The 25,864-nt window shown below is 43.8% G+C and carries 23 protein-coding genes; 13 read left to right on the top strand and 10 right to left on the bottom strand.

Going from position 1 to position 25,864, the window contains the following annotated elements; genetic code table 11:
* The first annotated feature begins 45 nt into the window (after positions 1-45).
* The gene (locus BLQ82_RS08835; RefSeq protein WP_062528253.1) at positions 46-1,296 is read left to right on the top strand and encodes an MFS transporter; all 1,251 of its coding nucleotides are present in this window, start codon (positions 46-48) and stop codon (positions 1,294-1,296) included.
* Positions 1,297-1,361: 65 nt separating this feature from the next.
* Here the strand turns inward: BLQ82_RS08835 and BLQ82_RS08830 are convergent, their stop codons facing one another.
* From BLQ82_RS08830 to BLQ82_RS08815, 4 genes are all read right to left on the bottom strand, one after another.
* On the bottom strand, positions 1,362-3,419 hold the full coding sequence (locus BLQ82_RS08830) for a serine hydrolase domain-containing protein (protein ID WP_062528254.1): 2,058 nt from the start codon (positions 3,417-3,419) through the stop codon (positions 1,362-1,364).
* Positions 3,420-3,545: 126 nt separating this feature from the next.
* Positions 3,546-4,844, bottom strand: a complete 1,299-nt coding sequence (locus tag BLQ82_RS08825; RefSeq protein WP_062528255.1) for an ATP-binding protein — start codon at positions 4,842-4,844, stop codon at positions 3,546-3,548.
* Complete coding sequence (locus BLQ82_RS08820) at positions 4,834-5,586, bottom strand: LytR/AlgR family response regulator transcription factor (RefSeq protein WP_062528256.1); 753 nt, start codon at positions 5,584-5,586, stop codon at positions 4,834-4,836. The genes BLQ82_RS08825 and BLQ82_RS08820 overlap by 11 nt, the downstream gene beginning before the upstream one ends.
* Before the next feature lie 152 nt (positions 5,587-5,738).
* Positions 5,739-7,235 (bottom strand): glycoside hydrolase family 43 protein, encoded by a 1,497-nt coding sequence (locus BLQ82_RS08815; protein WP_062528257.1) that lies wholly within the window; start codon positions 7,233-7,235, stop codon positions 5,739-5,741.
* 166 nt (positions 7,236-7,401) lie between these two features.
* On the opposite strand from BLQ82_RS08815, the gene BLQ82_RS08810 reads away from it, so the two are divergent.
* From BLQ82_RS08810 to BLQ82_RS08800, 3 genes are all read left to right on the top strand, one after another.
* A complete protein-coding gene (locus tag BLQ82_RS08810; RefSeq protein ID WP_062528258.1) occupies positions 7,402-8,328 on the top strand; it encodes an ArsR/SmtB family transcription factor in 927 nt (308 codons plus the stop codon).
* A 102-nt stretch (positions 8,329-8,430) separates the two neighbouring features.
* Positions 8,431-8,823 (top strand): YmaF family protein, encoded by a 393-nt coding sequence (locus BLQ82_RS08805; protein WP_074648061.1) that lies wholly within the window; start codon positions 8,431-8,433, stop codon positions 8,821-8,823.
* 407 nt (positions 8,824-9,230) lie between these two features.
* The gene (locus tag BLQ82_RS08800; protein WP_062528259.1) at positions 9,231-10,280 is read left to right on the top strand and encodes an NAD(P)-dependent alcohol dehydrogenase; all 1,050 of its coding nucleotides are present in this window, start codon (positions 9,231-9,233) and stop codon (positions 10,278-10,280) included.
* 73 nt (positions 10,281-10,353) lie between these two features.
* On the opposite strand, the gene BLQ82_RS08795 is transcribed toward BLQ82_RS08800, so the two are convergent.
* Positions 10,354-11,316 (bottom strand): helix-turn-helix transcriptional regulator, encoded by a 963-nt coding sequence (locus BLQ82_RS08795; RefSeq protein ID WP_062528260.1) that lies wholly within the window; start codon positions 11,314-11,316, stop codon positions 10,354-10,356.
* Positions 11,317-11,426: 110 nt separating this feature from the next.
* On the opposite strand from BLQ82_RS08795, the gene BLQ82_RS08790 reads away from it, so the two are divergent.
* Complete coding sequence (locus tag BLQ82_RS08790; RefSeq protein WP_062528261.1) at positions 11,427-11,906, top strand: GyrI-like domain-containing protein; 480 nt, start codon at positions 11,427-11,429, stop codon at positions 11,904-11,906.
* A gap of 22 nt (positions 11,907-11,928) precedes the next feature.
* On the top strand, positions 11,929-12,393 hold the full coding sequence (locus BLQ82_RS08785) for a hypothetical protein (RefSeq protein WP_062528262.1): 465 nt from the start codon (positions 11,929-11,931) through the stop codon (positions 12,391-12,393).
* Between the two features lie 84 nt (positions 12,394-12,477).
* Here BLQ82_RS08785 and BLQ82_RS08780 read toward each other — a convergent pair whose 3' ends face one another.
* The 3 genes from BLQ82_RS08780 to BLQ82_RS08770 form a co-directional block, all read right to left on the bottom strand.
* Positions 12,478-14,151, bottom strand: a complete 1,674-nt coding sequence (locus tag BLQ82_RS08780; RefSeq protein ID WP_062528263.1) for a M56 family metallopeptidase — start codon at positions 14,149-14,151, stop codon at positions 12,478-12,480.
* Positions 14,148-14,528 carry a BlaI/MecI/CopY family transcriptional regulator gene (locus tag BLQ82_RS08775; protein ID WP_062528264.1) on the bottom strand — a complete coding sequence of 127 codons (381 nt, stop codon included), beginning with the start codon at positions 14,526-14,528 and terminating at the stop codon, positions 14,148-14,150. Before BLQ82_RS08775 ends, BLQ82_RS08780 begins: the two co-directional genes overlap by 4 nt.
* A gap of 71 nt (positions 14,529-14,599) precedes the next feature.
* Positions 14,600-15,523, bottom strand: a complete 924-nt coding sequence (locus BLQ82_RS08770) for a LysR family transcriptional regulator (RefSeq protein WP_244280734.1) — start codon at positions 15,521-15,523, stop codon at positions 14,600-14,602.
* A 192-nt stretch (positions 15,524-15,715) separates the two neighbouring features.
* Between BLQ82_RS08770 and BLQ82_RS08765 the strand changes: the two genes are divergently transcribed.
* From BLQ82_RS08765 to BLQ82_RS08740, 6 genes are all read left to right on the top strand, one after another.
* Positions 15,716-16,195, top strand: a complete 480-nt coding sequence (locus tag BLQ82_RS08765) for a GNAT family N-acetyltransferase (protein ID WP_062528265.1) — start codon at positions 15,716-15,718, stop codon at positions 16,193-16,195.
* 378 nt (positions 16,196-16,573) lie between these two features.
* Positions 16,574-19,210, top strand: coding sequence for a phosphoenolpyruvate synthase (gene ppsA, locus BLQ82_RS08760; RefSeq protein ID WP_062528266.1), 2,637 nt, complete (start codon positions 16,574-16,576; stop codon positions 19,208-19,210).
* Positions 19,211-19,990, top strand: a complete 780-nt coding sequence (locus BLQ82_RS08755; RefSeq protein ID WP_143013384.1) for an AIR synthase related protein — start codon at positions 19,211-19,213, stop codon at positions 19,988-19,990.
* 79 nt (positions 19,991-20,069) lie between these two features.
* On the top strand, positions 20,070-20,924 hold the full coding sequence (locus tag BLQ82_RS08750; RefSeq protein ID WP_062528268.1) for a hypothetical protein: 855 nt from the start codon (positions 20,070-20,072) through the stop codon (positions 20,922-20,924).
* Positions 20,925-21,215: 291 nt separating this feature from the next.
* Complete coding sequence (locus tag BLQ82_RS08745; protein WP_062528269.1) at positions 21,216-21,908, top strand: MarR family winged helix-turn-helix transcriptional regulator; 693 nt, start codon at positions 21,216-21,218, stop codon at positions 21,906-21,908.
* Between the two features lie 121 nt (positions 21,909-22,029).
* The gene (locus BLQ82_RS08740) at positions 22,030-23,400 is read left to right on the top strand and encodes an MATE family efflux transporter (protein WP_062528270.1); all 1,371 of its coding nucleotides are present in this window, start codon (positions 22,030-22,032) and stop codon (positions 23,398-23,400) included.
* Here BLQ82_RS08740 and BLQ82_RS08735 read toward each other — a convergent pair.
* Positions 23,376-24,137 (bottom strand): ANT(4')-I family aminoglycoside nucleotidyltransferase, encoded by a 762-nt coding sequence (locus BLQ82_RS08735; RefSeq protein ID WP_062528271.1) that lies wholly within the window; start codon positions 24,135-24,137, stop codon positions 23,376-23,378. The two genes, BLQ82_RS08740 and BLQ82_RS08735, sit on opposite strands and share 25 nt — an antisense overlap.
* Before the next feature lie 108 nt (positions 24,138-24,245).
* Between BLQ82_RS08735 and BLQ82_RS08730 the strand changes: the two genes are divergently transcribed.
* Positions 24,246-25,031, top strand: coding sequence for an alpha/beta fold hydrolase (locus BLQ82_RS08730; RefSeq protein ID WP_062528272.1), 786 nt, complete (start codon positions 24,246-24,248; stop codon positions 25,029-25,031).
* A gap of 126 nt (positions 25,032-25,157) precedes the next feature.
* Here BLQ82_RS08730 and BLQ82_RS08725 read toward each other — a convergent pair whose 3' ends face one another.
* A complete protein-coding gene (locus BLQ82_RS08725) occupies positions 25,158-25,751 on the bottom strand; it encodes a TetR/AcrR family transcriptional regulator (RefSeq protein WP_074648060.1) in 594 nt (197 codons plus the stop codon).
* Positions 25,752-25,864: the final 113 nt, after the last annotated feature.

Below are 25,864 nucleotides of genomic sequence, written 5' to 3'. Positions count from 1 at the left end.
AAATCAAAATAAGTATTTTTGCAGACAATTGGAGGTTGAATAAGATTGAATAGGCAAGAAAAAAGCACCACTGCACCAAGCCTGCTCCGCAATCGGTTCCTGCAGACGATTCTATTATCAAGCGTGCTGCTGCAGATCGGCATTTGGGTCCGTAATTTCGCTATTCTCCTGTATGTTGCGGATAAAACCAACAATGATCCCTACGCCATTTCGCTAATCAGCGTAGCAGAATTCGCACCTATTTTTGTTTTTTCGTTCATCGGAGGAACCTTTGCCGACCGCTGGAGGCCGAAGCGGACGATGATCTGGTGCGATTTATTATCTGCGGTATCGGTATTCGCCGTACTGCTGACCATACATTACGGTTCTTGGCATTCCGTCTACCTTGTCGCTTTCATCTCGGCGATTCTCTCGCAATTCTCCCAGCCTTCAAGCATGCGATTGTTTAAATATCATGTGGCGGAAGAACAGCTGCAGCAAGGGATGGCTCTATTCCAATCGCTCATGGCCATCTTTATGGTGCTTGGCCCTATGCTCGGCACCTTCGTGTACAGCACGTTTGGCCTTGAAACCTCGATTGCCATTATGGGCGTAGTCTTTCTGCTGTCAGCACTCGTTCTGATTCGCCTGCCAGAGGATAATTTGAAACCCAAAACGGACGCTGCAAAAGGACAGTTCCGTAAAGAGTTCATTGAAGGCTTCCGCTATGTCTGGAACAGCAAAGTGCTGCGTATGCTCGGACTCGCCTTTATCCTCGCGGGACTCGCTGTTGGGGTAGCCCAAGCTCTCAACCTGTTCATCGTCACGGAGCGGCTGGGCAAAAGCAAGGAGTTCCTGCAATATCTGCTGATGGTGAATGGCGCTGCCATGCTGATTGGAGGCGGGGTCGTAGCCGTCTTCGCGAAGCGGGTTCCTCCGCAGCTTCTTCTAGCGATAGGTATGCTGGCAGGAGCAGTCTGCACGGTCATTGTCGGATATTCGACAAGCGTTCCGCTGACGCTGACCGTTCAATTTCTGAATGGGCTGGTGTTTCCTTGCATTCACATCGGGATCAGCACAATGATTCTGAAATGGTCACATAGCTCCATTGTCGGCCGGGTGAATGGGGTTCTGAATCCGATGTTCGTAGGGATGATGGTTATTTCCATGTCATTCGCCGGCGCGCTGAAGGATGCTTTTTCGCTGAGTACGATCTATAGCGGAGCAGGGTTATTATTTCTTCTGGGAGCACTGGTTATGCTGCCAATTATGAATCAAAAAGCGCCGGATCATGCACATGCTGCACAAGAGACATAATATCTGAGTGGGGATTTAACGTACAAATAGACCGCCTTGGGCGGTCTATTTGTTGTTCCAAGCCTCTATTTCTTCATATTAATCTGAAAAACATCCCCTGGCTCTCCGCCGAAAACAATCATTCCGTCCTCCGGGAGAACAACTGATTTGCCTTTATTCAAGATAGAGGAGTATACAAGCATTCCTTTGCCATCGTAAACGACGAACCCTCCGGTTGCCGGAGCATCAACGCTCATCGTTTTAGCAGCCGATTTGGCATCGATTTTGAACCATACGGCGTTACCGCTAGCTTCAATCGTGGTGATCGACGTTTTCCCGCCGTAGACCGGACTAACAGCATCTTCACTAAGATAAGACTGCCCGTCTATCGTCAAATACTCTTTGTTGTTCTCGGTATGGAAGCTCAAATCGAAGGCATCCCTTCCGCTCATCACCGGAATTTCAGCGGCGTTTACGGCCGTATGTTCATCAATAATTCTGGTGCCTGACGCATAGCCGTTGTCACTATCCACAGCGATATTCCGGATTAAAATAGCAGGGGAGAGATAGAACAGCGAATTGATCTTTTCTCCCAGTCCATAGTAATTTTTATTGTTTCTTTGCGCCCATGCTGCTTTTGTTGCCGGCTGTAAGGGATTTGCATCCAGCTTCTGATACTCATAGGTGACCATAACCGCCTGCCCGATTCCGGGAAAATCCACATACGCCTTCAACTTCAAATAAATCTTTCCATTCGTTTGTTTGTCGAAGCTTATTGCCGCTTTGCCGTCGTTGCTTTTGAATTGTCCATTGCCCGTATACACATAGGTTTGTGGAGGGATAATTCCCCCTTCCAGTGCCGGCAGCTTCATCTCCCCGTTCTTCATCTCCACATTCAGTGTTGTGCCTACAGCGCCGTATAATCCGGAATACGCGAGCTGCTCCGCCGGCATGTTGACCTTTACGGAAGGTTCAAAGGTGCGATCCGGTACAATTTCTTTGATCTTGCCTTTGTCCTGCAAATATTCCAATAGAACATTTGAGGCTAAAACAGTATTATATAGCGAGCTCCCGCCCGATGACAGGACAGCGATCGAAATATTATGTTCAGGCAATGTAGTCAAAGCCGCATGGTACATAACGGTATCCCCGCCTTTGGATAATGCCTTGATGCCGTAATCATCAAACGGGGCCAAGCTGACGGCATCCCAGCCAAGACCATAGTTAAAGCTGTTTGTCTCCTCTGGCACCCAAATGCCCTTTCTGTATTCAGGACTTTGCATTGCGGCAGCTGATTTCTCTGATAAAATATTTGTCCGATTTCCGGTCAATACATCTCCGAAAGCGGCAAGCTCTTCAGCAGTGGAGTAGAGCCCGCCTGCACCAATGACATTGGCATTCTCAACGGGCAAAGCCTGTTCCATTCCAGGGTAATAGGTTTTCGCCAGCTTTTCTCTGTCAAAAGCACTAAGCGGCGTTTTGGTGGAGGTGAGCTTCAGAGGCTGGTTAACCTTCTGATCCAGAAATTCGGTATAGCTTAAGCCGCTTACCCGTTCAACCAGGATTTCCAGCAGCTGAAATCCATCGTTGCAGTACACCGAATATTCGCCCGGTTTGGACTTTAAGTGCTCCGATTGCAGCCTCATCAATAATTCATCATGGCTCCAGGTGTCATTGTCATCGAACAGCATGCTGTTGGCATAATGGCTGCCGTAAAGTCCTGAGGAATGATTCATGAGCATACGCGGCGTAATTTGCTTATATCTTTCATCCGCCATGCTGAAGTCCTTGACATAGGTGACAAGCGGCTGATCGATATCAATTTTGCCCACATCAGCCAGCATCATCGCGGCAGCCGTTACATACATTTTGCTGACCGAGCCGATGCCGAACATCGTGTCCTTCGTAATTGGAGCATGGGTCGCTTTATCATGGACACCCGTGCTGCCGGATAAAACAATCGCCCCCTTATCCATAATGGCGTACTGCAAGCCGGTTACCCCATAGTCTGACACGATCGTCGAAGCCAGCTTACGGGCTTTCTCCAGTACGGTATCCTTATGGGTTTGTGCTGAGGCCTGATTCCTGGGTATGGGGATGGCTATGAGCATGGCACTCAATACAACGGCAATGATTTTTTTCATTCTAACATCCTCCTTTGCATCCTTTAGCGTATTTAACTGGCTGGTATTCAGCATACAAGAGAGGAGGCGGGGAATATGCAAAAATACCCCGAAACGCCAAAAAACAATCCCTAAACAACAGTTTGTCTAGGGATTGCTCGTCCAAAAGGGCAGCATGACCATATTGTGAAAGGTTTTTTGTTTGGTTTCAATCGTCATATGTCCGCCATATTTGTCGCATATTCTGGCGATATTCGTCAGTCCGATGCCATGATTCTCCGGGTTTGGCTTTTGGCTGAACAAATGGGCGACATCCTGTTCCATGTAATTAACAATGTGTATGAACAGGGCGGTGTCATTGGAAAATATCGTGATGACCACGTACCGGTCCTCTGCGATTTTCACCTGTTTGGAGGCTTCTATCGCATTATCCAGCATATTTCCGAGTACGACACATAAGTCATAGCGGTCTATCGAGAATTCAGGAGAATACAAGTTCAGCTTCGTATCGATCCGTATGCCATTCGCTTGACCGATGTTAAGCGTGTTTGTTACGAGGGCATCGATCACCAAATGGCCTGTATTAACCCGCTGATAGGCACCTTCGACTTTATTTAACGTCGTTCGGATATGCTCCAGTGCTGCCGCCGGCTCATTTCGCTTAATGCATTCTTCGATATAAAGTAACTGCTGGTTCGTATCGTGGATGATCCTTTTGATCGATTTGAAGCTGTGCACCGTTTTTTCGTAATTGGCATCCTGATAGTCCATCTGCTGCTCCAGCCGGGCATTCTCATGCTTGAACTGAAATTTATCAATAATCGTATCCAAAATGTAGATGATCATCACGTTTATAAAAAGATACCCAATAGCGGAAATAAAATAATGGATGTTCATTTCATTGTAAGTCGTCAGTACATTAAGCTGGTAGATGCTGATGATAGGGATGAGTATTAACAATATATAGTAACGGTAATGCAAGGAGAAGCTCCTGCGTTTGGCAATCAGCCGGATAATCTGAATGACGGCAAACATCATCGTAAAGCTGAGCAGGGTTGCCTTGAATAAGAGGGGCTGGTTCTGTTCATCTGCTGAATCAAGTCGGGTAAGGTCAACCGAATCCAGCAGATAAAAAAAATAAATCGAAATCATGTTAACGATAGACATTAACACGCCATAAAGTACGGTAAAAATAATCTTTGTTTTGATTTCCACGTTATAGGCCAGCGCCAAACAGAAGATGACCACTAAAGCCAGGATCGAAGAGATCTGAAAGGAAACCGGAACGGAGAGATACACGTAACCAAGCACTCCGAAAACCAGAAAGTACATCCACCGCTTATGCTTTTGGGCAGATTTGCCGAACACCGAGTTAAAGAAATATATGATCTGAAGGCCCATGACAACCTCAACACACAGCACAATCAACCCATTGTTAGTGATCATATCCGTGGACCTTCATAATCATAAATTTGGTGTAATAATCTTTGACCTCTTTCAATTTAGAGCGGCCAATGGGGAATTCCATCCCGCCTGACATAAGCACAACTCCGCTGGCGAACTTTCGCACATGGAGCAGATTAATAATCACCGAACGGTGGATTTGCAGAAAATGATTGTCTTTGAGCGCCAGTGCATATTCGGCAAGAATGCCTTTGCTTTCATAGACTTGACTAAAGGTAATAAAGTTCAGCTTGCTTTTTATCGTTAAGCTTTTGGCGGCCTCGATAGCAATGATATCATCATACTTCAGCACAACCTCTTCATAGGCCGACTTGATGATCATAAATTTTTTATCAAGGGCCTGGAAGTATTGGCATAGCTTAATGAGCTTCTCCTCAAAAATCTGGGGAGCAATGGGTTTGATTAAATACTGGAAAGTCATCACGTCAAAGCTTTCCACCATATATTCCGGGTAGTTTGTCAGAAAAATAATTTGTTCATCCAGATGCTTTAACCCTCTTATCCGACGGGCAGTCTGAATCCCGTTAATCCCCGCCATTTCAACATCCAATATTAAAATGTGAAAGGGAGGCCCATTATGCTCATAATGGGCTACAAGCTGCTCCCCCGAATTGAATTCCTCTATTTCAAAATTGATATTTGCCTTGATAGACAAGGCAATCAACATGCTTTTAACAAGCTCCCTTTGTTTGTCCTCATCATCGCAAATAGCCACTCGGTACATAAGATTACACCTCTCATTTCTAACGCCGCTATTCTAGAAGCCTTTTTAACTATCATACAAGTTTTTCGGCTGGAATAAATCGCTTTTGGCTGAAATGCATATTTAAATCCCTTAACTGCATTAAGAGTATAAGAGGAATGTAGATATACGTATTAATAGTATTCACACCTGAAATCTGTAAACTCCGCCTTGGAATCAGAACTTTCACCAGTGGCATACATCCCGATCAATACACCGGTGAACCCTCCTGTTACTTCTGAGGAGAGATATTTTGTCTGGGCAGCTCCAAGTGAAATCTCGGTATCTTCTATTTGAACACAGAAGTGATAATGAGTAGGAGTAGTCTTTATAACCAAGGTTGCATGGTTGCAATGGCTCAGGTCTACAGCTTTTTCAATTGATTTAATATCTCCGATATTTAGCCGTTCAATAATCTCGTATCCATGAGCATGGCTGCGCAAGGCCAAATCATAATGGTGATTTTCGTCCATATAGAGAGTGATACCGGCTTCGCCGTTAGTAAGGCTGATCCGGCATGAAATCACCCCGTTGAAGTCTTTTTGGCGAAGCCCGATAAAGGACGGGGAGGATGGAACATCCAGTGTCACTCCGGTTCCTTTGAGCTGAACTTTATCAGGTTCTAACTGATAATTTTCTGGGACCGGATGACGCAGATAACACCAGTCCAGATTCCAGTCGGTGTTTTCAAACGTGAAGACTTTTTTCTCTTGTTGAATGACTGTGTCTGCGATACGTTCTGTCTCGAAATTCATAAGAGTGGTGCCATGATGACCTGCAGTAAACCAGCCGTCATCGCCAAAAGTAACTGGAGCCAGAAAAACCTCCCGTCCCAAGTGATGATATGTAAGATACTGCCCGGTCTGCCGGAATCCGAGATGTAAGAGCCACCAATTCCCATCCTGGTCTTGAACCAGATCCCCGTGTCCAACCCCTTGCAGTTCATAACCGCCCAAATTACGGTTGGTTAGTACGGGATTATTCGAATAGGCCTCGAACTGGCCGGAAGGAAAATCTCCCCGCGCATATGTGATCATATGTCCATATTCGGTTCCTCCTTCAGCTGCCATCAGATAATATCGTTCATGGATTTTGTACAAATGCGGGCTTTCCAAATATCTTCCGCCCGATCCCTGCCATACCGAGCGGCTTGGTGTCAACTTGCGTCCGGTTTCAATTTCGATTTCGCATTGGATAATACCTCCCACCCCATAATCATCAGTCCCATTGCTCATGAAGTACGTTTTGCTGTCTTCAAAGTATAAATCCGGATCAATTCCCCCTTGATCCACATGAATGGGTTCAGACCATTCACCGTAAATATCATCAGTCCAGACATAGAAATTCTGGCGTGTAGTGTCATTTGTAGTCGTCATGTAGAATCGGCCGTTGTTGTAACGCAGAGTAGGCGCAAAGACACCTCCTGAGCTGTCCACAGTGTCTAACTGAACCTGGCTTTTCCGGGTTAGGCAATGACCGATTTGTACCCAATTGATGAGGTCCTTACTCTCGAAAATCGGAACACCAGGGAAATACTGAAAGGAACTGCAGACCAAATAATAGGTGTTGTCCACTTTGCAAACGCTTGGGTCGGGGTAGAAACCTTTAATGACCGGGTTATTGTACTTCAATTGTCCACCTCTTCTTTAAATTAATATGAATAAGAATTCAATAGGCTTGGGGCTAAGAAAATTAAACACCATTGGTAAATGAAATTCAATAGAACCGGTCTGGAGTTTTATGTTAAATTAATATATATGTGATTTCAATCTAAATAATGGTCAGGAGATTATAATTATGTTAAAAGCGAATGGGGAACCGAAGTTCCTGGCGTTATATGAAGCGCTGGCCAGCGAAGTCAGGTGGAGAATTATGGGGTTCATCGCTGACCGCGAGATTAATGTGAAGGATATTGCGGCAAAGCTGGGCCTTAGTCCGTCCATCGTCACCATGCACATCCGAAAACTCGAACAAGCCGATTTAATCGGGTGCCGCAGGGTGCGTATGAATGGCGGGACGCATAAACTGTGTTTTCTCAAACAAAAAAACATCGAGGTCGAGCTGCCCTCCGCCAACCATACTACGAGGATACAAGAGCAGACGATTTCAGTCGGTCATTATACCGCTTTTGACGTTCATCCTACATGCGGGCTGGGAACCCGGGAAAAAGAAATCGGAATTTGGGACGACCCGCGCTATTTTCTCGATCCCGAGCGTGTTCATGCTGCCATTTTGTGGTTCGGCAGGGGCTATGTAGAGTATAAAACACCTAACTACCTTCTTCCGGATCAAACTCCAGAGGCCATCGAAATTTCAATGGAACTGGCTTCGGAAGCGCCCGGGTTGAGAGATCATTGGCCATCGGATATCCAATTCTCCTTTAACGGTGTTTGGCTTGGAACGTGGACTAGCCCGGCAGACTTCGGAAGAGCAGCGCGCGGCAAATATACACCGGAATGGTGGCATCGAAATGTGAATCAGTACGGATTGTTGAAGACGATCCGCATTGACGCCTCGGGAACATTTATGGATGGAGAGCGCATGTCCGATGTGACGATTGAGGATATCAGGCTACAGGAACAATTCTGGACGCTTCGTTTCACGGTGGATGAAAATTCCGCTAACATTGGAGGGTTAACGCTTTATGGGGCAGGATTCGGCAATCATGACCAGGATATTGTGATCCGCATGTATCTGGGCGATAGAACGCACAAACATGAATAGCCTTATTCCACAATTTAGTGATATTTTCATACGAGACAAAATTGAACATTTACATCACCTACTTCATAGCATGTAGCAGTTGATAAAGAGAGGTGATTACTGATGGAAATACCAATAACCGGTTTTGTTATGCATTCCGGTGATTCCGGTTCCGAACATTCGCACAGACTTTTTATTAGTTCGTGGGACGGAAGACCAGTTCATGTTCATCCCTTTAAAGGGTATACCACGGTTGATGATGGGCATAACCACCATTACGCTGGAGTAACAGAACCAGCTCCAAGCGGTGTTCCGCATGTTCATAATTATTATGCAGAAACATCATTTAACGATCAACATACGCACTTAATTAGGGGAACTACAGGACCAGCAATTCCCTTGTCAGGTGGCGGGCATTACCATCACTTTGAAGGGTATACAACAATAAACGGTAGAATTCCTCACGCTCATAGGTACAGTGGAAATACTGGTGATGAGAAAGAGTACCGGCATTAATCAATTTGAAAAACTTTTAGTACCAATGACGGGCTGCAACTGGCTCGTCTTTTTGTTTTTTAGGCATTAATTTCTAGCATAATCCTTTGACCAACTGTAAAGAGGGGGAGTAAATACTGCTCTCCCTATCAATCTCACATTGAAAGCCTGCGATACAGTGAGCAAGAAGCCGTGTTCTAAAATAGGAGGGACCAGCTCCTTTACTGGTTAACCTGTTTTTTTTGAATTCTCCGGTACAGATTTGCCATCATTATTTCCTCCGATAATCAACAATTTCAAAGGATCTGTTGATATATCAACAGATCAGTAATTTTTAACCATTGAACGTAGATTTCTCCTCTTTATAATAATAGATGAAAGTTGATTAAACAAATTATGTTGTTTATATAATTACAGGAGGTGCTACAATGATTACTGTTAATGCACGTGCTACATTTAGTCCGGAAGGTCCTTTCAAGCTGACCACCATTGAGCGGAGAGAGCTTCAACCGCATGATGTCCTCATTGAGATTAAGTACGCCGGGATCTGCCACTCTGACATTCATACAGCCCGCGGCGAGTGGGGACCGGTAAAATATCCGCTGGTTCCAGGACACGAGATTGCCGGAATTGTCTCTCAGGTTGGCTCTGAAGTTACAAAATATGCGGTTGGCGACCGTGTAGGGGTAGGCTGCATGGTTGACTCCTGCGGAGAATGTGCTAATTGCCATAAGGGCGAAGAACAGTATTGTCTTCATGGAATGACGGGTACTTATGCAGCCATAGACAGATATGGCCAATATACGCAAGGAGGTTATTCCACGCATATCGTTGTAACCGAAGATTTTGTGGTTCGCATTCCAGATGGCATTGAGCTGGATGCTGCAGCTCCGCTGCTCTGTGCCGGAATCACGACATACTCGCCGCTCCGCCATTGGGAAGCCGGTCCAGGGAAGAAGGTAGCCGTTGTTGGACTTGGCGGACTTGGACACATGGCTCTGAAGCTTGCTCATGCGATGGGGGCTGAGGTTACTGTTCTATCACAGACATTGAAGAAAAAAGAAGAAGCCCTGGAGCTCGGTGCGGATTATTATTATGCTTCGGGTGATCCGGAAACGTTTAAGCAGCTGGCCGGCTCGTTTGACCTCATTATCAATACAGTGAGCGCAAAAATTGATATCAATGCTTACCTGTCATTGCTGTCGTTGGATGGTACGCTCGTCAATGTTGGAGCTCCTGCAGAACCATTGCCGGTCAACGCAATGTCACTTATCGGCCACCGCCGGTCGTTTGCCGGATCGATGATTGGCGGGATTCGTGAAACGCAGGAAATGCTTGATTTCTGTGCTGAACACCATATTGCCCCTGAAATTGAGATTATTCATGCTAATCAGATTGATGAAGCTTGGGAGCGGGTATTAGCTTCAGATGTCCGGTACCGGTTTGTGATCGACATCAGCACGATGGGGAATGAATAAGGTTGATCATAGCAAAAATATCAAGAAGCACGCCTACATTGGTGTGCTTCTTTTGCTTATAAAGGGCCATTTATTAAGGGCAGTATAAGCGTATTCTCTCTTGTAAACCTTCTAAGACTTCTTCCGGCACGTCCCTAACCTTGACATCCCCGCCCAGGAACAGCAGCCAATTTGTGATTTCGGCCACTTCCTTGGGCTTATCAACATTGATAAAAGTCTTCAGAATGGCTGTGGTCTGGTAAGGATTCGTATAGGAAATTGAAACATTTAAAGGATGGTATTTTTTGAATTGGGCAATCGCATTTGGACCAAGCTCAAGGATAAGGTTGATCACTTCTTCCTGCTTGCTTAGTTTTTCCAAAATCTTTTTCCTGCTTAATCTTTTTTTCGCCGGGTAGGGTATAACATTGGTGAGATAGTCGACAGGATAAATCTGCTTCTTTTCCCCCTGTAAGTCAAAGCCTTCAATCAGCCAAAGGCTTTTTTCACGATAAAGATGCAGGAGATAAATAGGGTAAGACCTCAGCACCTTCTTTTCTTCGATGGTAATCAATAAATAGCTGTCCACAAGAAGGATTTGGATCAGTTGTTCTAACATGGGATGAGGGAGGTCTGAAAGATCAAGCAGGTCGGGATTGCTCGGATTGGTCCCTTCAAATAGCAAAATCTGATTTAAATGAAACAGGTCATCCTGCTGGTTTTCAGAGATGAGGCCCAGTAATTTTTCAGCTAATGACTGGCGGCTCTTTAGATAGGGGAGCTGTTGATTTCTTGTCGCCATAAAGGCGATAAAAAGAGCTTTGACCTCATTATCGGTAAACCGGACTACGGGAAGGACAGAGTTGCGCATGACAGAATACCCGCCATCCCTTCCAACTTCAGCGACAAGCGGCATCCCCAAGGCCTCAATTTCCCGGATATCCCTAATAGCAGTTGAACGGGAGATGTTGAACTCCCGCATGATTTCAGAAATGGTAAAATGGGCACGGTTGTTGATATACCGCATGATGGTATTAATCCGTTCAACTTTTTTCATCGGAGCTCCTAAACAGTATCATTTTTTGACATGATTTAAAGCTATCATATACTTATCAAGTGAAGAAGACAAATCATTTGATTAATCCACCAAAAGAGGAGTTTTGGAAAATGGCAGAGTATACACTGGAGCAAAAAGACAGCTTTACTGTTATAGGTTTAGGAACTGAGCTTAAGAGCGATTACACAGATTATGCGGGTATTAACAAGGAAAAATCAGACTTTTGGCAGGCCGTCAGCCAGGATGGAAGGCTTGATTATTTGAAAGGCATTGCCGTCAATGACTACATTTTTGCCGTAAACGAAGCGGTGAACAATAAGATGATGCATTATGCCGGCGTCATGACCGAGGCAGCTGCACCGGAAGAAGCACGAGTGATCCAATTTCCTAAAGGTGACTATCTGGTGGTTAAAGGAGAAGCGCAGACTGCTGATGAATTAAATAATAAGCTTGCAGGCGTTGCCTTTGGCCAAGCCTTGCCGGAAGCCAAGAATTTTGCTTACGTCGGGGGACCGAACACAACGGCTCTGATGGGGCAGCGAAACGGTCTGGTTTTTGGTGAAATGTGGATTCCAGTTGTAAGGAAATAAAGAGGGAAGAGGAGAGAGGGAAATGTCCAATAGCGTTGATTTTAAAAATGTGTCTACGATTGGTTTAGAGTCTTCACCTGTAGCAGAAGCGCTTGCCGGTTTACGTGCTAATGAAGCCCGTTATTTTATGAACAAATACAAGCATGAATTTACGGTAGTACCAGCCAGTGAAAGCCAGGAGACCCTGGCTTATGTGAACCGGATTTTACAAGAAGAACGTGATATTGAGTTTTCGGCTAAACCTTTAGAAACATCGCGTTTTCAAGTGGAAAATATCCAATTTGCCTACGTCTTTTATGAGGATGGCCTTGCGGTCAACGTTATGTATACGGTTGATGACCCTAAGAAGCGTGCTGTTGGTTTTAAGCTTTCCGAGGGGATGGAGGTCCCTAAGGAGCTAGAAACAAAGTTTAAGTTTGCCAGACAGAAGTCCAAGCTAGCTGGAACGATTCGGGGCTCGTTTTTTGTAATCAAAGGACAATATTGAACTAAGCAAATGTGCGAGAGCAAGCAGCCAATGCCCCGCTTAGACCATAGAATTAGGGATGGAAGACAGCTCCATCCCTGTTTTTTATTTTTCTTTCTTTGAAATCGTAAAAGAGCTTTTACTCAAGTCAATATTGATTTTGGCGGCACCATTACCGTTTTTATACTCCCATGGTCTTCCATTAATAAATACCGGCAACCCGGGGGAAGTGGAGACAGAACTATCCTTTGATGTTAGATTAACCGCATAGTTTTTGGCTTTGGCGTCTATGTTCAATAAACCGGAACCGTTAGTGTGCGCTAAATCGATTACTTTATTAAAATCCTCCGGAATCTGTATACTCATAGAGCCATTATTACTTGTCAGGTGAAGCTTTGCATTTAATTCCGGCAGAGACACACCCGAATATGTTTCGTCTACAGTAACATTATTATAAGACCTGTCAGGTATATAAATAATGATCATATCTGCGAGCGCTTCAGGAACGGATGCTCCGTGAGGGGCCTTTAAATTCTCAACTTTAATCTCCATATTTGAATCAATAATCTTGTATGTAATGCGATGCTTCGCCTTATCGTAGTCATACAGAAACTGATCATTTTCAGCAAACTTTACCATAACATTAGCATTATCGATATGTAATTTTATATTTTTAACCTTTTGCGTTTCAGATAAAAAATTAGAGCCTGGATGAGAACTATTTGGTGAACTTGCATATGCTCCCATGAAGGTAAAACTACAAAGAAACAGTATCGACAACAGGAAGGCTGCGCAAACTGATAATCGCGATTTGTTCTTGTAATTCATCAACATATCCAGCCTTTCTTTTATTAAATTGGCATTGTCCCCCATAGGCAGAGAGACATCACAATTCCCGCGTTTTCCATGTGTGTTCAGAGAAGCTATAAGCGCATCGCCATATACAATACGACTGTCAAAATCCAGATTATGAATGACGTTTTCGTCACAAGACAACTCGCAGCACCGGTTAATTTCTTTTCTGATCCTATATACCAGCGGGTTAAACCAGTGAATACATACCATTATTTGAATTAACCATTTATAAACGGCATCCGACCGCCTATAATGCGTCAGCTCATGCCGGATAATCTGCCGCAGCCCATCATTACGAATATCCAGAACAGGAAGAACTATTGCAGGCCGGACCAATCCGATCAGCATTGGAGAAGCAATTTGCGTATGGATATAAAGGGGGAGGTTTCTTCGTATCTTTGCCGCTTCCAGTTCTTCTTTATAAATGTCCAAAAGAGCCTGATCGGCCTCTTTATTAGTTCCAGACCATACAAATCGTGTAAAGCTGCGATAGCTCATAACTTTGTGAACCAAAAGAATAAGCGCTACGGTCAGCCAGATCACCCAAAGGTTATTTACAATATCTTTCCAATATGTAGTTTTTGCAGATGTTTCCGTTCCGGTATTCTGTAATACGTGTTTTGTTACTTGCAAAGGATCAGCAGATTGGCCGGCTATATTGGTTCCATTTTCTTCAACGTGTTTCTTTTCATCCATTTCAGCTGTTAATACTTGCATATTCTGAAAGTGAGCTGTAAGTCCGCCAATCAAAGTAACCTCTGGTGTGAAAGGGAGGAGGAACCGGAAAATCACGACCAGCCAAATATAGTATTGCCATGTCTGGCTAAGCCGTTTTTTGACAAAGGGCTTTATGGCTAACAGAATAAGCGCAAGGATCGAACCGGAGAGGGAGAGGGAAAGAAAGATAATCAACACAGCATTCATTTTTCAGTTCTCCTTTTCCTCCAGTAATCCCCTAAATCTTCTATATCCTTTTCAGATAAAATATTGCTGCCCAGCATCGCTGAAACAAGGTTTTTGGCACTTCCGCCATATACTTTGTTTAATAAATCACTTGTTCGCTCTCTGGCATATTCGGCTTCCGTAACACGCGCGGAATAATAATAGATTTCTTTCTTAACCTTCTCTACAACACCCTTGTCACACAGTCGCCGTAACAAAGTTTGAATAGTGGCTCTATGCCAGTTGTTTTCATCGTTTAGAGCATCAATAATTTGCCGTTCTGACAATGGGGGATGATTGGCCCATAGTATTTTGAGAACTTCCAGCTCAGCATCAGAAATTTTCTCGGCAGGATTCATTTCATCACCTCTCCCATTGGTTGCTTACAATTGTAATCTATTTATCAGCTTACACACGTAAGCTGGACTTGTCAAGAAGTGGAAATGGACCAGTCTCTTGAATGTTTCAATGTAATATCGATTAACTTTGATAGAGCGGGGGAAATCCACTTGTTTTTATGATAAATAACTTGGGCTGAGATCTGTTTAAGATCACCTTCGCAAGGAATAACCCTTAACCTTCCATCCTTGATTTCATTATTTACAGTTATTAATGGTAAACAAGCAATACCCAGCCCACTCATTACGCAACGTTTTATCGCCTCAATACTCCAAAGTTCCATCGTGTTGGAAAGTACGATTCCTCTTTCTCGAAGGTATTCTTCAAACATGGTCCGATAACTGCATTCTTTCTCATTCGTGATCAAACACTCGCTTAACTTTTGATTTTCATAGCTTTCATCTAAAACATTCAGCGAGTTGTCAGGACTTGCAACAAGGACAATAGGTTCGTCCAATAAAGAATGTACGATTAAATCTGAATCCTGAAACTTTGGCATCATAAGAAATGCAATATCTGCACTACCATTAAGTATTGCTCTCTTGTTATCTCCGCAAGTAGCGTTACTTAAAATGATGCTTACATGAGGGAACTTCTTTTTATATTCTCTTAATATAGGTTCTAGCCGGTATACCGTTAAGGATTCAGGAGCAGCAATTCTTAACTCTCCTCTCATTTCATCACCATCATTTGTAATGCTTTCGATTTTCCCATAAGTATCTAGAATTTCTTGAGTATAGTGCAATAATTTCTTGCCTATATCAGTCAATCTTACCTTTCGACCCATCCGATCAAAAAGAGGTGCACCCAAATGTTCTTCAAGTGCTTGAATATGAGAAGTCACCGTGGATTGAGTGTAACCTAAATGTTCTGCTGCTTGTGTAAAGCTACCCAATTGAATAACTTTTTTAAACGTAATAAAATGACGTATTTCCACCACTTCACCAACTTTCAATGCAAATTCACTTTAATAGTATCAAAAAAATCAATGGATATCTTCTTTAAATTCAATTTTACTTATAATTAGTTTCGGGTTAATCTTAAGGAACATTGAAAACAGAAGGATATTATGTGAAAACGATTCTGGACGTACCTTTCAATTAAGGCATTGCATTCTTTTGACAAACACGGTTGGAGGAGTTAATAAATGATTACAGTTTACGATGATAGTTATAAAGAAGAAGTCATTAAATTAATAATGCATGTACAGAATGTCGAATATGAAGTGGGTATTAGTGTTAAAGAACAACCAGACATTCTAGACATTCATTCGAATTATATAAATGATGGCGGTAATTTTTGGATAGCGTTAAATGATAACGGAGAGGTTGTAGGTTCAATTGGTTTGCAAAGGAAAACCAAAGGGGTTGCTGTATTAAAGAAATTTTTTGTTTATAAAGACTATCGGGGCAAAGAATTTGGGACAGGAAAAAAGCTTTATGAAGCTCTGCTTGATTTTGCTAAGAAACAAGGTTTTTCTAAGATAATTTTAGATACCCCATCTAAAGCCACTAGGTCACACGGTTTCTATAACAAGGTTGGATTTAAAGAGATTGATAAAGAGGATTTGCCAATTAAATATGATTATCCTGACCGCAATTCAATTATATTTCTATTAGAACTATAACAAAAGAGCGCTGTATTACTTGGAGTAATGATAAAATATGTCAACCATTTTAGCTTGCGATAAAACGCTGCCTGACTAACCCCTGTAATAGTAAGACCACTGAAACTTTCTTAGCGTTGTTAAAAACGGGGGGAAACGTCTTGAAAATGGGCTTAGCGTTGTAAATCCGCATTTCCCTGACGGCACCCCAAAAAGAACCTGAGTAAAATACTCAGGTTCTTACATATTGCATATCCACAGGCGCGATGATATAATCTATTTGCCACTTTTGAGGTAAGTTGAGACATAAATATCTTATCTTACATTTTAAGTGTAACATGCCGGTGAAATCCTTGTCAACAGTTTTTTTCTCAATTTAATGGTTAGGGGAGATTATGAATGAGTGCATTGGTTCTCGGTTTTCAGGAAGTGGAAGATTCGCAGCTATTGCTTGTTGGCGGTAAAGGATTGAACTTGGGGAAGTTATCCAAAATCGAAGGAATACAAGTGCCAGAAGGTTTTTGTATTACAACAGCGGGGTATCAGCAAGCCATCGGACAAAATGAAACGTATCATACTTTGTTGAAGCAGCTAACTTTGTTAAAAGTAGAAGATCGGGATCAAATTCGTGAAATCAGCAGAAGGATTCGGGAACTCATCATGGAAGCAGAAATCCCTTCAGGTGTTGTCACAGCAGTAACTCACTATCTCTCCCAGCTTGGTGCTGAGCATAGCTTTGCAGTTCGTTCTAGTGCGACTGCTGAAGATTTACCGCATGCCTCTTTTGCAGGTCAACAAGACACCTATCTGAATATCATCGGCGTTGATGCAATCCTGCAGCATATCAGCAAGTGCTGGGCTTCACTTTTTACGGATCGTGCGGTTATCTACCGTATGCAAAATGGCTTTGACCACAGTCAGGTTTATTTATCCGTTATCGTGCAAAGGATGGTTTTCCCGCAGGCTTCGGGGATTTTGTTTACCGCTGATCCGATTACTTCCAACCGGAAGCTGCTATCGATCGATGCCAGTTTTGGACTTGGAGAAGCACTGGTCTCAGGCTTGGTGTCTGCCGATTGTTATAAGGTACAGGAAGAGAAAATCGTCGATAAGAGGATTGCAACCAAAAAGCTGGCTATCTATGGGTTAAAAGAAGGCGGAACAGAGACCCGGCAGCTCGATCCCGGTCAGCAAACGGCTCAAACACTTACTGAACCACAAATTTTACAGCTGGCACGCACCGGAAGACAAATCGAAGCTCATTTTGGCTACCCACAAGATATCGAATGGTGTTTGGCCGATGGTACTTTTTATATTGTCCAGAGCCGGCCAATTACTACTTTATATCCGATCCCAGAAGCGGATGATCAGGAGAATCACGTTTATGTGTCTGTCGGTCACCAACAAATGATGACAGATCCCATGAAACCACTGGGCTTGTCTTTTTACCTGTTACTAACTCCTGCGCCCATGCGTAAAGCCGGCGGAAGGTTGTTTGTTGATGTATCACTTATGCTGGCTTCACCTTCCGGTAGGGATACTTTAATAAATGTCCTGGGAAAAAACGATCCGCTCATAAAAGATGCATTGACGACCGTCATAGAGCGGAGGGATTTTATAAAACTGAAACCGGATGATAAGAAAGAACAGAGGGACGGTAAAAGCAATCAAGATTCGGCGCCTGCGAATTATCAAACCCTAAACGATTACGATCCTGCAATCGTTTCTGATTTGATTAAGCGAAGTGAATTATCGATCGAAGAGTTAAAACATAAGATCCAAACGAAATCAGGAGCGGATCTATTTGATTTTATCCTGGAAGATATCCAGGAATTTAGGAACAGGAAGAGCGTATCTGATCCACAAAGCTTTGGTGTGATTATGACGGCTATGAATGCTTCAGCATGGATCAATGAAAAAATGATGGAGTGGTTGGGTGAAAAAAACGCAGCAGATACGCTGTCTCAATCTGTACCAAACAATATCACTTCGGAAATGGGTCTGGCTCTAATGGATGTCGCAGATGTGATACGTCCATATCCGGAAGTCATTAATTATTTACAACATGTAAAAGATGACCGCTTTTTGGATGAACTGGTTAAGTTTGAAGGCGGACAAGAGTCCAAAGACGTGATCTGTGCTTATCTGGGCAAATACGGAATGCGATGCACCGGAGAAATCGATATTACCCGAACCCGTTGGAGTGAAAAACCGATTACCCTGGTCCCCATGATTCTGGGTAACATCAAAAACTTTGAGCCTAATGCCGGAAAGCGGAAATTTGAGCAAGGGCGGCAGGAAGCTTTGAAAAAAGAACAAGAGTTATTAGAGCGACTGAAGCAATTACCGGATGGCGAGCAAAAGGTCAAAGAAACAAAACGAATGATCGACCTAGTCCGAAATCTCATTGGCTATCGGGAATATCCAAAATATGCATATATTAATCGCTACTTCGTTTATAAGCAGGCTATACTGAAAGAAGCCGAACAACTCGTACAAGCAGGCGTTATTCATGAAAAAGAAGATATCTACTATCTTACTTTTGAAGAACTTCACGAAGTCATACGCACATACAAACTTGATGGTCAGATCATCAACAAACGAAAAAATGATTATAAATTTTATGACAAACTAACTCCCCCGCGTGTGATCACGTCTGATGGTGAAATCATTGCAGGTAAGTACAAACGCGATGATCTACCGGCTGAAGCTATTGTAGGTCTGCCTGTTTCTTCCGGAGTTATTGAGGGACGGGCGCGTGTCATTTTAAATATGGAGGATGCTAATCTGGAGGAGGGCGATATATTAGTTACCGCATTTACTGACCCCAGCTGGACACCATTGTTTGTATCCATAAAAGGTCTAGTCACCGAAGTTGGCGGACTGATGACCCATGGTGCCGTTATCGCACGTGAATACGCCTTGCCAGCAGTTGTCGGGGTGGAAAATGCCACCAAACTGATCAAAGACGGGCAACGAATCCGCTTAAATGGAACGGAAGGGTATATTGAAATATTGTCAGGGGGATTCCAATAATTGAAACCAGTAATACAAAAAATTCGTGATTTAACGTTAGTGCGGAGAACGGGAAGCCGCTTATTGGTCATAGGCTGTGACTCCAGTGCAAGTATCGGGAACAAGCCAATGGATGCTGTGCAGACTCCGCCGGATATAGTCGGCTATTATACAGCCAGGGTTGCGGTTATGGAAGTTTTGTCTGTGGGTGCGGACATTCTTACCGTAGTGGATACCCTGGCTGTGGAAAAGTACCCCACAGGGAGCGAAATTATCCGCGGGGTACAAAGGCTGCTGGACGAAGCCGGACTCACGGAGGCTCATTTGAACGGCAGTACGGAAGACAATTTCAAATCATGCCAGACCGGCGTAGGGATTACCGTAATCGGGGAAGCCGATGAGGAACGGCTGAAGCTGATGCGGTCGGTTGCCGGAGACTGTGTGGTTATGTTGGGGGAACCGCTGATAGGCAGCGCAGTCTTGGAACAAGAGGGTAGACGATGCAGCATCCGGCAGCTGCAGTCACTTGTAGCCTCGCCTGAGGTGCATGAGATTCATCCGGTCGGCTCTAAGGGGGCCGGGTATGAGGCAGGACTTCTGGCTGAGTTGAACGGCTGCAGTTTTCAGGCAGTTCCAGGGATCACAGAAAAACTGAATGCCTCAGGAGGTCCGTCGACAGCGGTAATTTTTTCTGCGGCAGAAGAAAAGCTTGAACACATCCAAGCCGAAGTTGGCGGCGGGATGGAAGTTATTGGTCGTTTGCTACCCTCAGGCAATAGACTTGAATTCTATTCATTGTAACAAAATGCATCATTTTGTAATTGACCATCGGACAGATAAGGTATATTCTGGTATATATGGAATATAGGGAGGGTTTGAGGTGAGAGAATGGGACTGGAGCCACATTGATGATATTGATTCTTTAGCAAAAATGCTGAAACTAGCGTTTTCCAATGAAGATTGGACTAATATGCTGAAACTAGCAGACAGACTCTATGAAGAATCTGCCATACTGTATCATTACCAGTTACAACAACCAAGAAAAAAAACCTCTCATAGCAGACCTCTGATTTACTACATTGGATACTCACAACTCTGCAAGGGGGTTGCTTATCAAAAATTGAAACAATATAAGCTATCAAGGGACTGTATTGAGAAATACACAGACCTTTCCTGGATGAGAGGGGTTGAGGAGAATGAGAAGTATATAATCGACGACTTCAGGATCTTCGCTTCAGGCAATACGTATACAGTAGACTTGATGGAAGGAAGGCATTCGGTTCTTAGCGAATACGTGCAGTATTTGAAACAGCATCGAAGAGAACTTGTCGCTGGAATGATAACGATACTTGAATGCGCAATAAAAAAAGATCTGTACATTGAATGGGTCTTGGCAGATCTTTCTAAGGAACTGGAGGAGATCGAAAGCAATCCAGACAATAGTACATCGGCCAGATACTACACGGAATACTTGTATCTCTTTTCTCTTTATAAATATAAGCAAGGTGATTATCGTGGTGCAGCAGAAAAAAATCTGGTAGCTTTGACATCGAGTGTGAAACTTGAGGACAATACAGCCTTTAAAAAGCTGACAGCGCTCTTCGAGTCATTTAGGGAGTTCGTAAGCACTGATCACGAACAGGTGTATAAGCTGCAGTTAAAATCTATTTTAGAAGGAGTGTTAAAAAATGAAAAAGGCATTTCTTTCAGTACTATTCACAGCGGTTCTAATTAGTAGTTTTTCAGTAACAGCCTTTGCAGCCGAACAGCAGCTAAAGGTTCCGCTGAATCACGGTGTTGATTACTAATCAATTCGTTATGAATACATTGATGTTGAAAATGCCTTGCAGAGATGCAGGGCTTTTTTTATTGCTTCGACCTACGGGTAATAATAATTTAACGGCACCTGTAAAAAATTTTTGACAAATCAAACAGGTACCGTTATAATACGAATCAACAGGTACCGTCACAATATGATCAACAGGTACCATAAGAAAATCCAATAAACCTAATTGAGGAGGATTTCATGGTGAGCATGAATACTGAATTGTACGAAAAACTCGCGAAACTGCAGTGGCTGCTGCAAAGGCAGCACTTAAAAACCCACGCCGCTGTTGGTCCTATGGCCGACACTTCACGCGGGCAAGGCAGGATCCTGGCATTTCTCCGGATGAAAGACGGTATCAGCACAAAAGATTTATCCTATGTGCTGGGCATCCGTGTATCATCCCTCAATGAATTGCTTGCAAAATTGGAGAAAGCCGAATACATCACCCGTAAACCCTCAGAAACGGATAAACGCATTATGTTAATTTATCTGACGCAAAAAGGTCAAGAGGAAGAGGAACACGGAATAGACAGCAGTAACATATTTTCCCGCCTATCGCCAGAAGAGCAGGCTGCTTTCGGAGATTACCTGGTACGCATCATTACGACTTTGGAGGAAGAACTTGGAACGGACGCAGAGCGTGACGTAATGGCGATCTGGATGGAAGCTGCAAAGGAGCGTTTGGGTCCGGAGGAATTTGAACGGTTAATGTCCATGCGCGGACAAATGACCAGAATGTGGGAAAATATAGGGGACGAACGCTTTAGCGGAAGATTCCCTGGGTTTAGAGGGGAAGGTCAGGGTCAGGGTTACGGCATGCACGGATTCGGCTGGCCTAGCGACGGGAGAAATTCGACACCGGACAACTCAAATGACCCGGACGAAAAGTAAGTAGAGTATATCAATAAGCAGCAGGGGCGCTGCCTTATCCACAAGCTGTTAAGCAGCGCCCTTATTTTCTTGCGCCTTTTTTCAGGCTTACGAAATACAAAAGAAGAAAGCGGTGACCCGTATGGATACAGAAAACCTCCATTATTTTGAAAAAGCACCGGTCGCAAAAGCCGTAGCTCACTTCGCTATACCGATGATGCTAGGCACGTCGATGAGTGTCATCTATTCCATTTTGAATGCCTTTTTTATTGGAACACTGGGTAATACTGCCATGTTAACCGCACTGGCACTAACCTTGCCGTTATTCGCGATCATTATGGCGCTGGGTAACTTGATTGGTGTCGGTAGCGGTGCTTTCATCTCCCGTCTGCTGGGAGAGAAAGAAGCTGATGATGTAAAGCGAGTGTCTGCATTTGCCTTTTACAGCAGTTTAATTCTTGGTCTTATTATAATAGCCGTTGGTCTCCCGTTGATCGATTCAATCGTTCATGGTCTCGGGGCAACGCCCGACTCCTTTGGATATACCAAAGATTATGTCACGATTATGCTCATCGGTTCACCATTCGTCGTATTATTCTTCACGCTGGAGAATATCGTCCGCTCAGAGGGTGCAGCAATCACATCGATGACCGGCATGATTCTCAGCGTTGTCTTGAATATTATTCTAGACGCGCTAGTTATCTTCGTCTTTCATTGGGGTGTAGTTGGCGTTGCGTCTGCTACGGTTATTTCTAATATGGTTGCAAGTGCATTCTATGCTTACCATATTCAATATAAGAGCCAATTCTTAACGGTCTCTGCAAAATGGTTTAAGCTTACCAGGGACATCCTGAGCAATGTATTTAAGATCGGAGTCCCTGCTTTTGTTATGGGGATCTTCATGGGTGCAATGTCGCTCATCTTTAACCATTTTCTCGTTGAATATGGGGAGCAGGCCATAGCGGGGTTCGGAATTTCATCACGTTTATTGCAATTTCCTGAGTGTATTCTAATGGGCTTATGCGAAGGAGTCGTGCCGTTGATTGCTTTCTCTTTTACAGCGAATAAATTACGCATGAAGCATACCATTAAATTCACGATCAAAATGATTATAGGTTTAGCAGCCGTGTTCGGCGTTATCGTCTATCTGATTTCCGACCACTTAATCGGTTTATTTACGAATGATCCGCAATTAATTGAAATGGGCAGCTACATACTGCATGTGACATTCTTATCCTTGTTCATTACGGGAATGACCACGTTGTTTACGGGGATCTTTCAAGCCACAGCGCAAGGAACCGCCGCATTTATCATGTCAATTATTCAAGGAATTACTCTGATTCCTGTGTTGTATATCGCCAATCGAATGAACGGCTTTCACGGAGTGGTCTGGTCGCTCGTCATTTCGGATGCTGTCGCTTTCCTTGTTGGTGCCCTAATGCTGTATGCTCTGCGGACGAAATTGCAGCCGGATTTGGAATTTACGAATCAAAAGGGTACACAGTTAGAATAATTAATAATATAACCATGCTCTTCCGACCAGTCCATTAAACCATTCCAAAAGTCTTCACATGCATCAAATATCCTTTTAGAGTCATAGAGGTGGCCCGACATCACGAGCTGACAAAGCTCATCAAACCCACTCGGCTGATCTGAGAATTGTAAAGCTTCCGGCAATACTTGAGCTGATGTCGTAAAATATCGTTTATGATGTAAACCTAAAATCATCGCACCCCCGGTTGCAATTTTTATAGCCAAAGCAGGCAAAAATGTTTCGGGTCCTTGAATTTTTATATTTCTCAATTTACCAATGTATTCGTACATTTCCTCAACTAATGTTTTACAAACCGCTTCTTTAAAAATGGTGTTATCCACGGAACCTGCTTTTTGTCTTAGCTCTTCAAAAAATCCCTTTGGATCATAAATGGGGAGTATAGTGAAAAATTGTCCATGAGTAAGGGGCCAATCTTCTTCTACGGTAGTGGCCTCTTCCACCATATTTTCCTTATTATCAAGGTTTACTTCTGCTTTCCAATCCCCTGATGTCCATTCATAGCTAAAACCGTCTTCTACAGAATTTAATACACATTTAATTTCAATATCTGAAAATGGACCATCTGTTTTTCTAGCTAACGAACCATAGATACCAATAGCTTCAACGTCTGCACCGTATTTATCCAACAATTGTTTTGCTATTACATTAGCGATGTTCATTCTTTCTTCTCTTGTAACTTCTCTTGGTCCAATCATATACGCTTCTCCTTTTTGATTAAAATAATGATAGGTGCAGGTTGCACAGGCCTCCAACCCGGAATTATAATGATAACCAGGGTACTATTACCAAAGGAGGAAGACAACGTGGATCTTTTTTACGAAATCGAAGGGGATGGCTCCCCAATCGTCATGATTCACTCGGGAGGTGTCGACTCAAGGGTCTGGAAGTATATGGTGCCGGAACTGGCGCGATCCTTCAAGGTCATTACCTTTGATGGTCGAGGAACCGGCCGCTCGCCTGCAATGCTAGAGCCGACTTCACTTGTGGAGGATTTGCGCAGACTTCTCGAACATCTCGGCCTTGATCGTGTTACGCTTGTCGGCCATTCCATGGGCGGGCAGATTGCGACTGATTTTACGTTATCATATCCTTCCATGGTTGAACAGCTGGTGGTGATTGCCCCTTCATTATCGGGGTATGTATATTCGCAGGAATTCACCAATTATATGACATCGGTGAATGCAGCCGCTCCCGATATTCCAAAACTTGTGGAGTTGTCCTTAGCCGGACCGAACTATCGGGCTACGATGTCCAGCCCCCAGCGGAGTTTTCTGAGTGAAATGCATACTAACTATATGGTAAGGGTATTTACCGAGTGGAAAAGCTTTGAGGTCCTGTGGCCGGAGCCGCCTGCGATTGAACGGTTAGAGAAAATTGCAGCAAGTACGTTATTTATACAAGGAACAATCGAATGGCCGGATATATATAATATCGCCGAGCATTTCAAGCGTGTACCTGCGATTAGATTTGCCGAAATCAAAGGGGCCGATCATATGCTTGTCCTTACTCATGCGGAGCAACTGGCCAATTGCATCCAACATTTTGTACTGGGAGAGCAAGATAAGGCTGCGGACCCAAAAAGTGAATGAACCCTATTCGTCAAACCGCCAATCCATTCAAATAAGATAATCCCGTCGAAAGTCGCTATGTTAGCGTCTTTTTTTCTTTTAAGGACTGAAGCTTTCTTTGTTATTTAAGAGGATCGGAAGTGGGAATCACCGCTTTATCACAAGTGGCAAGTACACTTCGTCCACAATCTCAGCAATCGTCTGCTCAGACATGGGCCTATTATAAAGGATTAACTCATGGCGGGCCAAATCTGCTGGCAAAGTAAGCATCCGGGGGGTAATGGCTTCAGCCGACACCTCTCCCCGGTCTACGGCTCGCTGCAGCACTATTGTCATTGTCCTGTTATCACGTCCTTCGGGGAATATTAAGGATGCAAGCGGCATGGCCCCGATTTCCGTTACTAGCCCGTAAAAAGCCTTCATCATCACTTCGATGTTGTTCTGGTTCATCGATCTTAGCACGCCGCAAACATCATCCCGCAGATTCCCGTAATCGGGTACCTCCTCCAGCGGCAGGGGCACGCGTTCCCGGATTGCCGCGAGTACAATCTCAGCACGGTTGGCCCATCGCCGGTAAAGTACGGCTTTGCTGGTTCCGGACCGTTCCGCCACTCCATCCATCGTAAGATTAGCATATCCCCGTTCTTTCAACTCTTCCCGTACCGCTTGTAGAATAGCCGCTTCCAGTTCTTTGCCTCTGCGTCTGGTTTTCAATTTATTTTGATCTTGAGAATTGGACATATTGTTCACATACTCCTTAAAAAAATTCGTTGCGTTTCATATAGCGATAGTATATCATAAATGCAAATAAGAAACTTAAAGTATCTTATTTATGCAATCAAAGGGAGGTTTTC

The sequence above is a fragment of the Paenibacillus jilunlii genome, assembly GCF_900102965.1.
Taxonomy (GTDB): Bacteria; Bacillota; Bacilli; order Paenibacillales; family Paenibacillaceae; genus Paenibacillus_AQ; species Paenibacillus_AQ jilunlii.
Note: the sequence above shows the minus strand (reverse complement) of the source record. Positions and strands in the feature narration are given on the sequence as shown.

Bases quoted from the DNA above. Each gene is read 5' to 3' on its own strand.
- BLQ82_RS08785 (WP_062528262.1), top strand. From the start codon at position 11,929: ATGTCCAATAGCGTTGATTTTAAAAATGTGTCTACGATTGGTTTAGAG.
- BLQ82_RS08740 (WP_062528270.1), top strand. From the start codon at position 22,030: ATGGATACAGAAAACCTCCATTATTTTGAAAAAGCACCGGTCGCAAAA.
- BLQ82_RS08820 (WP_062528256.1), bottom strand. From the start codon at position 5,586: ATGTACCGAGTGGCTATTTGCGATGATGAGGACAAACAAAGGGAGCTT.
- BLQ82_RS08800 (WP_062528259.1), top strand. From the start codon at position 9,231: ATGATTACTGTTAATGCACGTGCTACATTTAGTCCGGAAGGTCCTTTC.
- BLQ82_RS08745 (WP_062528269.1), top strand. From the start codon at position 21,216: ATGGTGAGCATGAATACTGAATTGTACGAAAAACTCGCGAAACTGCAG.
- BLQ82_RS08830 (WP_062528254.1), bottom strand. From the start codon at position 3,419: ATGAAAAAAATCATTGCCGTTGTATTGAGTGCCATGCTCATAGCCATC.
- ppsA (WP_062528266.1), top strand. From the start codon at position 16,574: ATGAGTGCATTGGTTCTCGGTTTTCAGGAAGTGGAAGATTCGCAGCTA.
- BLQ82_RS08780 (WP_062528263.1), bottom strand. From the start codon at position 14,151: ATGAATGCTGTGTTGATTATCTTTCTTTCCCTCTCCCTCTCCGGTTCG.
- BLQ82_RS08765 (WP_062528265.1), top strand. From the start codon at position 15,716: ATGATTACAGTTTACGATGATAGTTATAAAGAAGAAGTCATTAAATTA.
- BLQ82_RS08810 (WP_062528258.1), top strand. From the start codon at position 7,402: ATGTTAAAAGCGAATGGGGAACCGAAGTTCCTGGCGTTATATGAAGCG.
- BLQ82_RS08825 (WP_062528255.1), bottom strand. From the start codon at position 4,844: ATGATCACTAACAATGGGTTGATTGTGCTGTGTGTTGAGGTTGTCATG.
- BLQ82_RS08735 (WP_062528271.1), bottom strand. From the start codon at position 24,137: ATGATTGGACCAAGAGAAGTTACAAGAGAAGAAAGAATGAACATCGCT.
- BLQ82_RS08795 (WP_062528260.1), bottom strand. From the start codon at position 11,316: ATGAAAAAAGTTGAACGGATTAATACCATCATGCGGTATATCAACAAC.
- BLQ82_RS08775 (WP_062528264.1), bottom strand. From the start codon at position 14,528: ATGAATCCTGCCGAGAAAATTTCTGATGCTGAGCTGGAAGTTCTCAAA.
- BLQ82_RS08725 (WP_074648060.1), bottom strand. From the start codon at position 25,751: ATGTCCAATTCTCAAGATCAAAATAAATTGAAAACCAGACGCAGAGGC.
- BLQ82_RS08805 (WP_074648061.1), top strand. From the start codon at position 8,431: ATGGAAATACCAATAACCGGTTTTGTTATGCATTCCGGTGATTCCGGT.
- BLQ82_RS08790 (WP_062528261.1), top strand. From the start codon at position 11,427: ATGGCAGAGTATACACTGGAGCAAAAAGACAGCTTTACTGTTATAGGT.